Below are 13,721 nucleotides of genomic sequence, written 5' to 3' on the forward strand. Positions count from 1 at the left end.
GCGGTTACTGCACGGTAGCCCCTGGAGGAACATCAGCCGCTCTTGAGTTGCGGGGGTTCCTTTCCGTGGGCGGCTAGATTGCTGACAGCCGGCGCTGGTCGCGGACGCGCTGCGGGCCCACCTCGCCGACGCCCATGGACCGCGACAGCAGCCGACCGGGATGGAGGCCTGACACGGTGACCGAGGACATCGGGTCCGCGACGGTGAAGGGCCGTACGTGTTCATCGCGGACGACGACGGTCCGCGACCCCGACGGACGCCTGTGGGGCCTGCAGGCCCCGGCGGCGAAGCGGCCCCGGCGGGAGGTGACGCGATGACGCGGGAGACGCCGGACAACACCGCCGTGCGCTGCGCCCTGTGGCGGGCGATGCACGTCCTGGTGGACCCGCCGCCGCATGTGCTGGAGGACGAGATCGGCCTGCGGCTCGTGGATCCGGGCGACGGCTGGCGCGACCGCCCGGACATGGACCCGGAGGCCACCCGCGGATTCCGGGCCGCGATGGTGGCCCGCGCCCGGTTCCTCGAGGACCTGGTCGCCGAGCAGGCGGACCGGGGCGTGGACCAGTACGTCCTCCTCGGCGCCGGTCTGGACACCTTCGCCCAGCGCAGGCGGGGGCCGGCGTCCCGGATGCACGTCTTCGAGGTCGACCAGCCGGGCACGCAGGACTGGAAACGCCGGCGTCTCGTCGAACTCGGCTACGGCATCCCCGATCGGCTGCACCTGGTGCCGGTCGACTTCGAGGCGGACGCCGGCAGCTGGCCCGACCGGCTCGCCGCGGCCGGGTTCGACCCCGGCCGGCCCGCGGTCGTCGCCTCCGCGGGCGTCAGCATGTACCTCACCGAGGAGGCCACGGCGGCCACCCTGCGCCGGATCGCGGGCTTCGCACCGGGCTCGACCCTCGCCATGACCTTCCTGCTCCCGGAAGAGCTGGTGGCCGAGCCCGACCGCCGCGGCCTGCGGGCGAGCCAGGACGGCGCCCGGGCCTCCGGCACGCCGTTCCTCAGCTTCTACGCCCCGGACGAGATGCTCGCCCTGGCCCGCGCGGCCGGCTTGAAGGAGGCCCGGCACGTCCCGGGCACCGCGCTCGCCGACCGCTACTTCACCGGCCGCCCTGACGGCCTGCGCCCGTCGACGGGAGAGGACCTGCTGCTGGCCGGCACCTGAGCGCGGTCCGGCTCAGCACTCGATGATGTTGACCGCCAGCCCGCCCCGTGCCGTCTCCTTGTACTTCACGGACATGTCCGCGCCGGTGTCCTTCATCGTCTTGATGACCTTGTCCAGGGACACCTTGTGCGAGCCGTCGCCGCGCATGGCCATCTTCGCGGCGGTGACCGCCTTCACCGCGGCCATGCCGTTGCGCTCGATGCACGGGATCTGCACCAGGCCGCCGACCGGGTCGCAGGTCAGGCCGAGGTTGTGCTCCATGCCGATCTCCGCGGCGTTCTCCACCTGCTCGGGGGAGCCGCCGAGGACCTCGGCCAGCGCGCCCGCGGCCATGGAGCAGGCGGAGCCGACCTCGCCCTGGCAGCCGACCTCGGCGCCGGAGATGGAGGCGTTCTCCTTGAAGAGCATGCCGATCGCGCCGGCGGCCAGCAGGAAGCGGACCACGCCGTCCTCGTCGGCGCCGGGCACGAAGTTGATGTAGTAGTGCAGGACGGCCGGGATGATGCCGGCCGCGCCGTTCGTCGGGGCGGTCACCACGCGGCCCCCGGCCGCGTTCTCCTCGTTCACCGCCATCGCGTAGAGCGTGATCCACTCCATGGCGTGGGCCAGCGGGTCGCCCTCGGCGCGCAGCTGACGGGCGGAGACCGCCGCGCGGCGGCGGACCTTCAGGCCGCCGGGCAGGATGCCCTCGCGGGACAGGCCGCGCTGCACGCACTCGCGCATCACCCGCCAGATCTCCAGCAGGCCCGCGCGGATCTCGTCCTCGGTGCGCCAGGCCCGCTCGTTCTCCAGCATCAGGGAGGAGATCGACAGGCCCGTCTCCTTGGTCAGGCGCAGCAGCTCGTCGCCCGTGCGGAAGGGGTACTTCAGGACCGTGTCGTCCAGCTTGATCCGGTCCGCGCCGACCGCGTCCTCGTCCACGACGAAGCCGCCGCCGACCGAGTAGTACGTCTTCGTCAGCAGCTCGGCGCCGGAGGCGTCGTACGCCCACAGGGTCATGCCGTTGGCGTGGTACGGCAGGGCCTTGCGGCGGTGCAGCACGAGGTCCTTGTCGAAGTCGAAGGCGATCTCGTGCTCGGCCAGCAGCGAGATCCGGCCCGCCTGCTTGATCCTCTCCACCCGCTCGTCCGCCGTCTCCACGTCCACGGTGCGCGGGGACGCGCCCTCCAGGCCGAGCAGGACCGCCTTCGGGGTGCCGTGGCCGTGGCCGGTGGCGCCGAGGGAGCCGTACAGCTCGCAGCGCAGGGAGGCCACGGAGGGCAGCAGGTCTTCGTTGCGCAGCCGGCGGGCGAACATGCGCGCGGCGCGCATCGGGCCGACCGTGTGGGAGCTGGACGGGCCGATGCCGATCGAGAACAGGTCGAAGACCGAGATGGCCACGGTCACTCCTCAGGAACAGGGGGATGGCGGGGCGCCCTCGCCGGTCCGGCCTCGGGCGCCCCACCGGGGACTTGCTTCGCCGGGACTACTTGTTCAGGCCCGGGTACAGCGGGTGCTTGTCGGCGAGCGCCTTCACGCGCGCCTTGAGGGCCTCCGCGTCGTACGACGGCTTCAGCGCCTCGGCGATCACGTCCGCGACCTCGGCGAAGTCCTCGGCGGTGAAGCCGCGGGTCGCGAGGGCGGGCGTGCCGATCCGCAGCCCGGACGTCACCATCGGGGGCCGCGGGTCGTTCGGGACCGCGTTGCGGTTGACCGTGATCCCGACCTCGTGGAGCCGGTCCTCGGCCTGCTGCCCGTCCAGCTCCGAGTCGCGCAGGTCGACGAGGATCAGGTGCACGTCCGTGCCGCCGGACAGGACGTTCACCCCGGCCTCACGGGCGTCCGCCGCCGTCAGGCGCTCGGCGAGGATGCGGGCACCCTCCACGGTACGACGCTGGCGCTCCTTGAACTCCTCCGAGGCGGCGACCTTGAAGGAGACCGCCTTGGCGGCGATCACGTGCTCCAGCGGACCGCCCTGGAAGCCGGGGAAGACGGAGGAGTTCAGCTTCTTCGCGAAGTCCTTGCCACGGGCCAGGATGATGCCGCCGCGCGGACCGCCGAGCGTCTTGTGCGTGGTGGAGGTCACCACGTCGGCGTACGGCACCGGGTTGGCGTGCAGGCTCGCCGCGACCAGGCCGGCGAAGTGCGCCATGTCGACCCACAGGTACGCCTCGACCTCGTCGGCGATCCGGCGGAAGGCGGCGAAGTCCAGCTCGCGCGGGTACGCCGACCAGCCGGCGATGATCACCTTCGGGCGGTGCTCCTTGGCGAGCCGCTCGACCTCGGCCATGTCGACCAGGCCGGTGGCGGCGTCCACGTGGTAGGCGACCACGTCGAACTGCTTGCCGGAGAAGTTCAGGCGCATGCCGTGGGTGAGGTGCCCGCCGTGCGCCAGGTCCAGGCCGAGGATGGTGTCCCCGGGCTGGGCGAGGGCGAACAGGGCCGCCTGGTTGGCGGAGGCGCCGGAGTGGGGCTGGACGTTGGCGTACTCGGCGCCGAACAGCTCCTTGACCCGGTCGATGGCGATCTGCTCGGCGACGTCGACGTGCTCGCAGCCGCCGTAGTAGCGGCGGCCGGGGTAGCCCTCGGCGTACTTGTTGGTGAGGACGGAGCCCTGCGCCTCCATCACCGCGAGCGGCGCGAAGTTCTCGGAGGCGATCATCTCCAGCGTGGACTGCTGGCGGCCGAGCTCGGCGTCGACCGCGGCGGCGATCTCCGGGTCCAGCTCGTGCAGGGGCGTGTTCAGGACGGTCATACGGCTACGACTCCTCAGCCGGCGTTCTGGGCGGTGTACTCGTCGGCGGAGAGCAGGTCGGCCGGCTCCTCCGTTACGCGCACCTTGAACAGCCAGCCGCCCTCGAAGGGGGCCGAGTTCACCAGCGACGGGTCGTTGACGACGTCCTCGTTGATCTCGGTGATCTCACCGGTGACCGGCGAGTACAGGTCGGAGACCGACTTGGTGGACTCCAGCTCGCCGCAGGTCTCGCCCGCGGACACCGTGGAGCCGACCTCGGGGAGCTGGGCGTAGACGACGTCGCCGAGCGCGTTCGCCGCGAACTCGGTGATGCCGACCGTCGACACGCCGTCCTCGGCGGGCGACAGCCACTCGTGCTCCTTGCTGTAGCGCAGCTGCTGGGGGTTGCTCATGGCCTGAATTCTCCTGTACGCGCGGGAGTGATGATGACGGGGGGACTGCTGGAGCCGCTGTGGGCAGCGGTGACGTGCGCGGGGTCACACAGTGGCCGCGCTCAGTGTCTACTTCTGGCGCTTGTAGAACGGCAGCGCCACGACCTCGTACGGCTCGTGGCTGCCCCGGATGTCCACGCCGACGCCCTCGGTGCCCGGCGCCGCGTGCGCCGCGTCGACGTACGCCATGGCGATCGGCTTGCCCAGGGTGGGGGAGGGGGCGCCGGAGGTGACCTCGCCGATCACCTCGCCGCCCGCGACGACGGCGTACCCGGCGCGCGGGACGCGGCGGCCCTGGGCGACGAGGCCGACGAGGACCCGCGGAGGGTTCTCCTGAGCCTTGGCCGCGGCCTGCTCGAGCGCCTCGCGCCCGACGAAGTCGCCCTCCTTGTCGAACTTCACCACGCGGCCGAGCCCGGCGTCGAAGGGGGTCAGCCCGGTGGTCAGCTCGTGCCCGTACAGCGGCATGCCCGCCTCCAGGCGCAGGGTGTCCCGGCAGGACAGGCCGCAGGGGACGAGACCGGCGCCCTCGCCGGCCTTGGTCAGCGCCTGCCACAGCTCGACGGCGTGCTCGGGCTTCACGAACAGCTCGAAGCCGTCCTCGCCGGTGTAGCCGGTGCGGGCGATCAGGGCCGGGACGCCGGCGACGGTGCCGGGCAGGCCGGCGTAGTACTTCAGGCCGTCGAGGTCGGCGTCGGTGAGGGACTTCAGGATGCCGGGGGACTCGGGGCCCTGGACGGCGATCAGCGCGTAGGCGTCCCGGTCGTCGCGGACCTCGGCGTCGAAGCCGGCGGCGCGCTCGGTGAGGGCGTCCAGCACCACCTGGGCGTTGGAGGCGTTGGCGACGACCATGTACTCGGTCTCGGCGAGCCGGTAGACGATCAGGTCGTCCAGGATGCCGCCGTCGGCCCGGCAGATCATGGTGTAGCGGGCACGGCCCACGCCGACGGAGGCGATGTTGCCGACCAGGGCGTGGTTCAGGAAGGCGGCGGCGCCGTCGCCGGTGACGGTGATCTCGCCCATGTGGGAGAGGTCGAACAGACCCGCCTTCGTGCGCACGGCGATGTGCTCGTCGCGCTCGGAGCCGTAGCGCAGCGGCATGTCCCAGCCGGCGAAGTCGGTCATCGTCGCACCGAGCGCCCGATGCACGGCATCGAGCGCGGTGTGACGGAGTTCAGAGCTGCTCATCGGTCGGTCGTCTCCCAGGGCAAAGCAGAACGGGCGAGGAACGTTCCTCCCCATCTGTCATCGGAACCTGAGAGGTTCGCCGGGACCGCCACGGGGGCGATCACGGCTTGCACCTTGGGTGGAGCCACTGGCGTAGAGCGGCCCGCTTTTCAGATGTGCCTCGCCCGCGCGGTAACGGGGCCTGAGAGATTCAAGGGAGGGACTTGCTCCTTCGGCGCCCCGGCATCAGTGCTGCCAGGGACTCTCCCGCGCGGATTCAAGCGGCCGGTATGCAGTTGGCGGCCACATCATCGCACGCCGAGCGCGCATTTGTAACCGACCTGTGGCAGGGCGCGGACCGCACCGACGACATCGCCCATTACCTTCCCTTTACGCGTTGCGGGCAGGAAGATTACCGAAGCGACAGGGGAGGACGATCACGGTGAACAGGACCCCGGCGTACGCCGCCACCGCCGCCACCACCGGCATCACGGTGCCGAAGCAGCGCTCCGCCCCGGCCCCCGTCGTCCGCGACCTGCGCGACCGCGCCGGCCGCGGCCCGCGCGCCCTGCTCTTCGGCCCCCGCGACCTGGTCGTGATCACCGGCCTGCCCGGCAGCGGCAAGTCCACTCTGATGCGGCGGGCGGTCACCGGCCCCCGCGTCGACTCCCAGGACACCCGCGACCGCTGGGACGCCCGCACCCCCCGTCTCCTCCCGTACGCCCTGTACCGCCCCCTGGTCCGCCTCGCCCACTACGCGGCTCTGCGCCGAGCCCTGCGCACCGGCGAGGGTGTCGTCGTGCACGACTGCGGCACCCAGCCCTGGGTGCGCCGCTGGCTCGCCCGCGAGGCCCGCCGCCGTGGCGCCGCCCTCCACCTGCTGCTGCTCGACGTGACCCCCGCTACCGCCCGCGAGGGCCAGCGCGAGCGCGGCCGGGGCGTCTCCGCCCACGCCTTCCGCCGCCACCGCCGTACGACCGCCCGGCTGATCGCCGCGGTCGAGGCGGGCGAGCCGCCCGCCGGCTGCGGCTCGGCGACCCTGCTGGACCGGCCCGCGGCGAACGCCCTGCACCGGATCGCCTTCACCGCGTGAGGCCGGCGAACGGACGTCCGAAGGTGAGGCACTGTCACAGCCACCCGCTAGCCTTCATGGCACAGCAGTGGTTCCCAGCAGGCGGTAGGCAGATGGACTTCCCGGCGGACATTCCCGCGGACTTCCCGGCACAAGCGCACCCCCAGCCGCACGGCGGCTGGCCCGGCAACGAACTGGAGGAGGTGCTCTCGGCCTCCCTCGGCATGCCCGCCGCGGCCGGCCGGATCATCGAGGTGCTGGGCCGCAGCCTGCTGTGGATCCCGCTGCCCAACGGCGGCGGCCCGGACAGCGGCCCGCTGGACCTGCCCTCGCTGGACATCGACGGCCAGGCGTACGTCCCGGTGTTCAGCTCCGAGGAGCAGCTGCGCCAGGCGGCCGGCTCCCACATGGCGTACACCATCGCGCCCGCCGTGGAGTTCGCCCGCGGTCTGCCCCCGCAGATCGGCATCGCCGTCAACCCCGACGCGCTGGTCGGCATCCCGCTGCCGCCGGCGGCGGTGGCCGAGCTGTGCCGGGCCGGCCGCACCCCGCTGGACGGCCCGAACACCGGCGGCCGGGTCCGGCTCTTCGAGCCCGACTGGCAGGACGACCCGGTCGACTTCCTCTCCGCCGCGTCCGCCGAGTTCGCCGGGACCGGCGTGGTCCGCACCGCCCGCCGCTGCCTGGCCGCGATCGAGACCGACGAGCCGGTCATGTTCGTGGGCGTCGAACTCTCCCAGTGGGAGGGCGACCTGCGCGCCCTGCCCCTCCAGGCCCTCGGCAGAGCCCTCGGCAAAATCCCGGTCAAGTGGCCGGTCAACCTGGTCCTGCTGGACGTCACGGACGACCCGGTGGCCGAATGGATGAAGGCGAGGGTCCGCCCCTTCTATCAGTACGGCCACTGAGGCGCCCGAAGGGGAGCGAGCGGCCACGGGGGACCGGCACCCGTGCACGCACCCGGGGCGGCACCCCGGTGGGCGCTTAAGCTGTCCCCGAACGCGGGGCACAGAAAAGAGAAGGGCACGACAGGTGAGCGCGAGCCACAGCGGCAGCGTCAGCGTGGAACACGCGCTGCGCCAGGTCACCCCCGGCCGCTACGACGCCTACGAGGCCCTGCTCCGCGCCCTCGCCACGCCCTCCGCCGGCCAGATCTGGATGCTGCTGTGGCACGGCCACGCCGGCTCCCCGGACGCCCAGTACGGAAACATGGAGGTCGACGGCTTCCAGTACGCCCCCTGCGTCACCTCCGCCCAGGAGCTGTCGGCCAGCGGCTGGAACCGGTCGTACGAGGTCGTCGACGGGCTCGACGTGGCCCGCACCCTCTACCCCGACCACTACGGCCTGTGGCTGAACCCGCACGCCCCGGGCGGCGGCGTCGGCATCCCGTGGCTGGACCTGCGCCGGATCGCCACCGGGCTGGACCGCCAGCCCGCGGGACCGCTCCGGCTGAGCGAACCCGGCATCGAGGTCCCGCAGTTCTACGCCCTCCTCGCGCAGAACGCCCACCGCACCCCGGCCCTGCGCTCCCTGCGCCGCGCCTGGGTGCAGCCGGCGCTCGGCGCGCCGTACCTCGCCATCGGCCTGGACGTGTACGACACCTCCCCGGCCGCCGTGGACTCGGTGCGCGCGATGATGCAGCAGTCCGTCGGGGCGGTCCCGGAGGGCCTGCCGGTGTCGACGGTCGTGATGACCGACGACTACGACCCGGTCGTGATGTGGATGCGGGCCAACGCCCGCCCCTTCTACGACCGCGAGGCGCACGCGGCGCCGGCGCCCGCGGCCGGCCCCGGATTCGGCTACACGGGACCCCGCTCCTACTGAGCACCCGGGTGCTGTGACCTGGGCCACAACGCTGTCGCGCGCCCTCAACTAGCCTTGACGACCGCCCGGTTCGGGAGAGGAGCGCGGTGATGCCCGCGTCCGGCAGCCGATCTTCCCTGTTCGGATAACGGATTCCCCTAGGCGGCATCACGTTTGCGCATACTTTCTCCATCAGACCTGGCGCGTGATCGAGAGCGCGTTGAAGACTCGCCTCTCAAGACGCGAGGCCATCGATCCTGTGCTCGAACCAGGCACGGGACCAGCTGGCTCTCCAGGGCCGTCACCCATCGTGCGGCCGGCGCAGGTAAGTGAACCAAGCCGCCCACAGCGGCGGACAAAGGCCGGTCACCACCGGCGAGAGGGGTCAGGTCAACTGTGACCGCACCGATCGAGACCACCGGGGAAGAGGCTGCAGCGCCTCCCGAGTCCGTGCTCGCCGGGGCCAAGAAGAGCCAGATCGAAGGGCGTTCACTCAGCCAGATCGCCTGGACCCGGTTCAAGCGGGACAAGGTGGCCGTGGCGGGCGGCGTCGTCGTCATCCTGCTCGTGCTGATGGCGGTGCTCGCCAAGCCGATCGAGTGGATCTTCGGGCTCGACCCGGACAAGTTCCACCAGGACCTCATCGACCCGGCGCTGCTGGCCCCCAAGGGCAGCTGGGGCGGCATGAGCTGGTCCCACCCGCTGGGCGTGGACCCGCAGTACGGCCGTGACATGCTCGCCCGCATCATCGACGGCTCCTGGGTCTCGCTCCTGGTCGCCGGTGGCGCCACCCTCCTCTCGGTGGTCATCGGCACCGTGCTCGGCGTCATCGCCGGCTACTACGGCGGCTGGGTCGACAGCCTCATCAGCAAGCTCATGGACACCTTCCTGGCGTTCCCGCTGCTGCTGTTCGCCATCGCCATCTCCGCCTCGGTGCAGGACGGGTTCTTCGGGCTCAACGGCCTGTCGCTGCGGATCTGTGTGCTGATCTTCGTGATCGGCTTCTTCAGCTGGCCCTACATCGGCCGCATCGTGCGCGCCCAGACGATGACCCTGCGCAGGCGGGAGTTCGTCGAGGCCGCCACCAGCCTGGGCGCCCGCGGCCCGTACATCCTGTTCCGCGAGCTGCTCCCCAACCTCGTCGCGCCGATCCTCGTCTACTCGACGCTGATCATCCCGACGAACATCCTCTTCGAGGCCGCGTTGAGCTTCCTCGGAGTCGGTATCGCTCCGCCGCAGGCCTCCTGGGGCGGCATGCTCAGCAACGCCGTGGATCTCTACACCGCAGATCCGCAGTACATGTTCGTGCCCGGACTGGCGATCTTCATCACCGTCCTGGCCTTCAACCTGCTGGGTGACGGGCTGCGTGACGCGCTCGACCCTCGCAGCAAGTGATCCATCGATAGAGGGGGCTTTCCTCAACGTGAAGACCAGAAGGGTTATCGCCGCCGTGGCGTCGGTCACGGCGCTCTCCCTGGGCGCGGCCGCCTGTGGCGGCGGGGGCGGCAAGAGCAGCAGTGGCGGCAGCGGCAGCAAGGACGCGGCGCTCAGCTCCATCGTCAACGCCTCGAGCAAGAAGGGGGGGACGGTCACGCTGGAGGACTCCGACGTGCCGGACTCCCTGGACCCGGGCAACACCTACTACGGCTTCGTGCAGAACTTCTCGCGCCTGTACGCGCGGACGCTCGTCACGTTCAAGCCGGCCGCCGGCAAGGACGGCCTCACGGTCGTCCCGGACCTCGCCGAGTCCCTGGGCACGCCCAGCAAGGACGCCAAGACCTGGACCTACCACCTGCGTCCGGGCCTGAAGTTCGAGGACGGCACCCCGATCACGTCCAAGGACGTCAAGTACGCGATCGAGCGCTCCAACTTCGCGCCCGAGGCCCTGTCCAACGGCCCGACGTACTTCAAGGCGTACCTGCAGGGCGGTGACAAGTACAAGGGCCCGTACAAGGACAAGAAGGGCCTGGACTCCATCGCCACCCCGGACGACCGCACGATCGTCTTCCACCTGAACCAGCCGTTCGCCGACTTCGACTACCTGGCGACCTTCTCCCAGACGGCCCCCGTGCCGCAGGCGAAGGACGACGGCGCGAAGTACGTCCAGCACATCGTGTCCTCCGGTCCCTACAAGTTCTCGTCGTACGAGGAGGGCGCCAGCGCCACCCTCGTCCGCAACCCGAACTGGGACCCGAAGACGGACCCGATCCGCAAGGCGCTGCCGGACAAGATCAACGTCAAGTTCAAGGTCAACCCGGTCTCGATCGACAACGACCTGCTCGCTGACAAGATCACCGCCGACATCGCCGGCGCCGGTGTGCAGCCGCAGACCCAGCCGAAGATCCTCAGCGGCAAGTACGCCAAGCAGACGGACAACTCCTACGCCGGCGCCACCGGTTACATGGCGCTGAACCTGCACGTCGCGCCGTTCGACAACGTGCACTGCCGCAAGGCCGTGCAGTGGGCGGTCGACAAGCAGTCGGTGATCGACGCCATGGGCGGTTCGCCCAAGGGCGACGTGGCCACCACGCTGCTGCCGCCGTCCGTCAACGGCTACACCAAGTTCGACGAGTACCCGTCCGCGGGCCACAAGGGTGACGTGGCCAAGGCCAAGGCCGAGCTGAAGCAGTGCGGCAAGCCGAACGGCTTCTCCACCACGCTGACGGCCCGTTCCGACCGTCCCTCCGAGGTCGCGGGCGCCACGGCCATCCAGAACTCCCTGAAGGCCGTCGGCATCAACGTCGACATCAAGCAGTTCCCGTCCGGCAAGTACTTCTCCAACTTCGCCGGTGTCCCGAGCTACGTCCACCAGCACAAGCTCGGCATGATGATGATGGCGTGGGGCGCCGACTGGCCGACCGGCTACGGCTTCCTGGACCAGATCATCGACGGCAGCGCCATCAAGCCCTCGGGCGGCAACAACCTGATGGAGCTGAACGACCCGAAGATCAACGCCGCGCTCAAGGCGGCCATCGGCAACACCGACTCCGCGGCCCGCACCAAGGCCTGGGGCGACATCGACAAGATGGTCGCCGACAACGCCTCGGTCGTCCCGCTGGTCTACCGCAAGAACCTGCTGATCAGGCCCACGTCCGCGACCAACGTCACGGTCACGCAGGCGTACCTCGGCATGTACGACTACCTGCTGCTCGGCTCCTCGAAGTAGCAGCAGGCCGGATACCCCTGAAAGGCAGGTGAAGGCACCGGGTGGCCGGGGCGGACAACCCCCGCCCCGGCCACCCGGAGCCGCACAGCTGTGGCTGCGTACATCATCCGACGCGTCTTCGGCGCATTGGTACTGCTGCTGGTGGTCAGCGCAGTCACCTTCGCCATCTTCTTCCTGGTCCCCCGCCTGGGCGGCCAGACAGCCACCCAGCTGGCAACCCAGTACGTCGGCAAGGACGCCAACCCCCAGTCCATCGCCGCGATCAAGCACAACCTGGGTCTCGACCAGCCCATCTACGTCCAGTACTGGCATTACATCAAGGGCCTGTTCGTGGGCGCCGACTACAAGTTCGGCCCCGATGCGACGCACTGCAACGCCCCCTGCTTCGGGTACTCCTTCAAGAGTCACATCGAAGTGTGGCCCCAGCTCCAGAAGCGCATCCCGGTCTCCCTGTCGCTGGCCGTCGGCGCGGCCGTGATCTGGCTGATCTTCGGTGTGACGACCGGTGTCGTCTCGGCGCTGCGCAAGGGCAAGCCGGTGGACCGCATCTCGATGTTCATCGCGCTCGCCGGCGTCTCGCTGCCGATCTTCTTCACCGGCCAGGTGCTCAACGCGCTGTTCATCTACCAGTGGCCCGTCTGGGACAGCACCGAGTACGTGCCGTTCACCCAGAACCCGGCCGACTGGGCCTGGCACCTGCTGCTGCCCTGGATCAGCCTCGCGTTCCTCTTCTCCGCCACCTACGCCCGGCTCACCCGGGCGGGCATGCTGGAGACGATGAGCGAGGACTACATCCGCACGGCTCGCGCCAAGGGCCTCAAGGAGTCGGTGGTCGTCACCAAGCACGGGCTGCGCTCCACGCTCACCCCGATCGTGACCATCTTCGGCATGGACTTCGGCACCCTCGTGGGCACCGCGGTGCTCACCGAGACCGTCTTCTCCCTGCAGGGTGTCGGCGCGTACTCCATCCAGGCCATCCAGGACAACGACCTGCCCATCGTGATGGCCGTGACCCTGGTCGCCGCGTTCTTCATCGTCTTCTGCAACCTCGTCGTCGACCTGGTGTACGCAGCCATCGACCCCCGCGTGAGGTACTCGTGAGCAAGCTCGACAAGGCGGCGGTCGGCGAACCGGCCACCACCGCCCCCTCCGACGCCGACGACGCGTTCCTCTCCGTTCGCGATCTGCGCATCCACTTCAACACCGACGACGGCCTGGTCAAGTCGGTGGACGGCGTCAGCTTCGACGTCCAGCGGGGCAAGACCCTGGGCATCGTCGGCGAGTCCGGTTCCGGCAAGTCCGTCACCTCGCTCGGCGTGATGGGCCTGCACCGCTCCGCCAACGCCAAGGTCTCCGGCGAGGTCTGGCTGGACGGCCAGGAGCTGATCGGCGCCGACCCGGACGAGGTCCGGCGGATGCGCGGCCGCAAGATGGCGATGATCTTCCAGGACCCGCTGTCCGCGATGCACCCCTACTACACGGTCGGGGCGCAGATCGTCGAGGCCTACCGGGTGCACCACGACGTCAGCAAGAAGGCCGCCAAGCAGCGGGCGGTCGAGATGCTGGACCGCGTGGGCATCCCGGAGCCGGCCAAGCGCGTCGACAGCTACCCGCACGAGTTCTCCGGCGGTATGCGCCAGCGCGCGATGATCGCGATGGCGCTGGTGAACAACCCCGAGCTGCTCATCGCGGACGAGCCGACCACCGCCCTGGACGTCACCGTGCAGGCGCAGATCCTGGACCTGATCCGGGACCTGCAGAAGGAGTTCGGCTCCGCCGTCATCATGATCACGCACGACCTCGGCGTGGTCGCCGAGATGGCCGACGACCTGCTGGTCATGTACGGCGGCCGGTGCGTGGAGCGCGGTCCGGCCGACGAGGTGTTCGAGGCGCCCCGCCACCCTTACACCTGGGGTCTGCTGGGCTCGATGCCGCGGCTGGACCGGGAGGAGACCGACCGGCTCATCCCGATCAAGGGCTCCCCGCCCTCCCTCATCAACGTCCCGTCCGGCTGCGCCTTCAACCCGCGCTGCCCGTACGCGGACATCCCGAAGGACAACGTCACCCGCACGGTCCGCCCCGAGCTGACCGAGGTCGGCAGCGGGCACTGGGCGGCCTGCCACATGACGCAGGAGCAGCGGGAGCGTATCTGGACCGAAGAGATTGCGCCGAAGCTGTGAGCGACG

Annotated in this window: 12 protein-coding genes and 1 riboswitch; of the genes, 8 read left to right on the plus strand and 4 right to left on the minus strand. The window is 70.4% G+C overall.

Annotated elements, in window-relative coordinates:
* Positions 1-313 precede the first annotated feature (313 nt).
* Positions 314-1,165: a class I SAM-dependent methyltransferase gene (locus ACGFZN_RS36490; RefSeq protein ID WP_393862767.1), complete on the plus strand. Its 852-nt coding sequence runs from the start codon at positions 314-316 to the stop codon at positions 1,163-1,165.
* 12 nt (positions 1,166-1,177) lie between these two features.
* Here ACGFZN_RS36490 and ACGFZN_RS36495 read toward each other — a convergent pair whose 3' ends face one another.
* The 4 genes from ACGFZN_RS36495 to gcvT form a co-directional block, all read right to left on the minus strand.
* Positions 1,178-2,545 (minus strand): L-serine ammonia-lyase, encoded by a 1,368-nt coding sequence (locus ACGFZN_RS36495; RefSeq protein ID WP_393862768.1) that lies wholly within the window; start codon positions 2,543-2,545, stop codon positions 1,178-1,180.
* An 85-nt stretch (positions 2,546-2,630) separates the two neighbouring features.
* Complete coding sequence (gene glyA / locus ACGFZN_RS36500) at positions 2,631-3,899, minus strand: serine hydroxymethyltransferase (protein WP_393862769.1); 1,269 nt, start codon at positions 3,897-3,899, stop codon at positions 2,631-2,633.
* 14 nt (positions 3,900-3,913) lie between these two features.
* Positions 3,914-4,291 (minus strand): glycine cleavage system protein GcvH, encoded by a 378-nt coding sequence (gcvH, locus tag ACGFZN_RS36505; protein WP_393862770.1) that lies wholly within the window; start codon positions 4,289-4,291, stop codon positions 3,914-3,916.
* Between the two features lie 108 nt (positions 4,292-4,399).
* A complete protein-coding gene (gcvT, locus tag ACGFZN_RS36510) occupies positions 4,400-5,518 on the minus strand; it encodes a glycine cleavage system aminomethyltransferase GcvT (protein ID WP_393862771.1) in 1,119 nt (372 codons plus the stop codon).
* Positions 5,519-5,677: 159 nt separating this feature from the next.
* Positions 5,678-5,777: riboswitch (glycine riboswitch) on the minus strand.
* A 162-nt stretch (positions 5,778-5,939) separates the two neighbouring features.
* On the opposite strand from gcvT, the gene ACGFZN_RS36515 reads away from it, so the two are divergent.
* The 7 genes from ACGFZN_RS36515 to ACGFZN_RS36545 all read left to right on the plus strand — a co-directional run bounded on the left by ACGFZN_RS36515 (position 5,940) and on the right by ACGFZN_RS36545 (position 13,715).
* Positions 5,940-6,590 carry an AAA family ATPase gene (locus ACGFZN_RS36515; protein WP_393862772.1) on the plus strand — a complete coding sequence of 217 codons (651 nt, stop codon included), beginning with the start codon at positions 5,940-5,942 and terminating at the stop codon, positions 6,588-6,590.
* A 92-nt stretch (positions 6,591-6,682) separates the two neighbouring features.
* Positions 6,683-7,474 carry an enhanced serine sensitivity protein SseB gene (locus ACGFZN_RS36520; protein ID WP_393862773.1) on the plus strand — a complete coding sequence of 264 codons (792 nt, stop codon included), beginning with the start codon at positions 6,683-6,685 and terminating at the stop codon, positions 7,472-7,474.
* 124 nt (positions 7,475-7,598) lie between these two features.
* On the plus strand, positions 7,599-8,390 hold the full coding sequence (locus tag ACGFZN_RS36525) for an enhanced serine sensitivity protein SseB C-terminal domain-containing protein (protein WP_393862774.1): 792 nt from the start codon (positions 7,599-7,601) through the stop codon (positions 8,388-8,390).
* Positions 8,391-8,765: 375 nt separating this feature from the next.
* Positions 8,766-9,764 carry an ABC transporter permease gene (locus ACGFZN_RS36530; protein WP_393862775.1) on the plus strand — a complete coding sequence of 333 codons (999 nt, stop codon included), beginning with the start codon at positions 8,766-8,768 and terminating at the stop codon, positions 9,762-9,764.
* A gap of 28 nt (positions 9,765-9,792) precedes the next feature.
* A complete protein-coding gene (locus ACGFZN_RS36535) occupies positions 9,793-11,535 on the plus strand; it encodes an ABC transporter substrate-binding protein (RefSeq protein ID WP_393862776.1) in 1,743 nt (580 codons plus the stop codon).
* Positions 11,536-11,625: 90 nt separating this feature from the next.
* Complete coding sequence (locus ACGFZN_RS36540; protein WP_393862777.1) at positions 11,626-12,636, plus strand: ABC transporter permease; 1,011 nt, start codon at positions 11,626-11,628, stop codon at positions 12,634-12,636.
* Positions 12,633-13,715, plus strand: a complete 1,083-nt coding sequence (locus tag ACGFZN_RS36545; protein ID WP_393862778.1) for an ABC transporter ATP-binding protein — start codon at positions 12,633-12,635, stop codon at positions 13,713-13,715. The genes ACGFZN_RS36540 and ACGFZN_RS36545 overlap by 4 nt, the downstream gene beginning before the upstream one ends.
* Positions 13,716-13,721 lie beyond the last annotated feature (6 nt).

This window comes from Streptomyces sp. NPDC048192 (assembly GCF_043202415.1).
Lineage (GTDB): Bacteria > Actinomycetota > Actinomycetes > Streptomycetales > Streptomycetaceae > Streptomyces.

Excerpts from the sequence above, each read along its gene's own strand:
- gcvH (WP_393862770.1), bottom strand. The coding sequence starts at position 4,291 with ATGAGCAACCCCCAGCAGCTGCGCTACAGCAAGGAGCACGAGTGGCTG.
- ACGFZN_RS36490 (WP_393862767.1), top strand. The coding sequence starts at position 314 with ATGACGCGGGAGACGCCGGACAACACCGCCGTGCGCTGCGCCCTGTGG.
- glyA (WP_393862769.1), bottom strand. The coding sequence starts at position 3,899 with ATGACCGTCCTGAACACGCCCCTGCACGAGCTGGACCCGGAGATCGCC.
- gcvT (WP_393862771.1), bottom strand. The coding sequence starts at position 5,518 with ATGAGCAGCTCTGAACTCCGTCACACCGCGCTCGATGCCGTGCATCGG.
- ACGFZN_RS36520 (WP_393862773.1), top strand. The coding sequence starts at position 6,683 with ATGGACTTCCCGGCGGACATTCCCGCGGACTTCCCGGCACAAGCGCAC.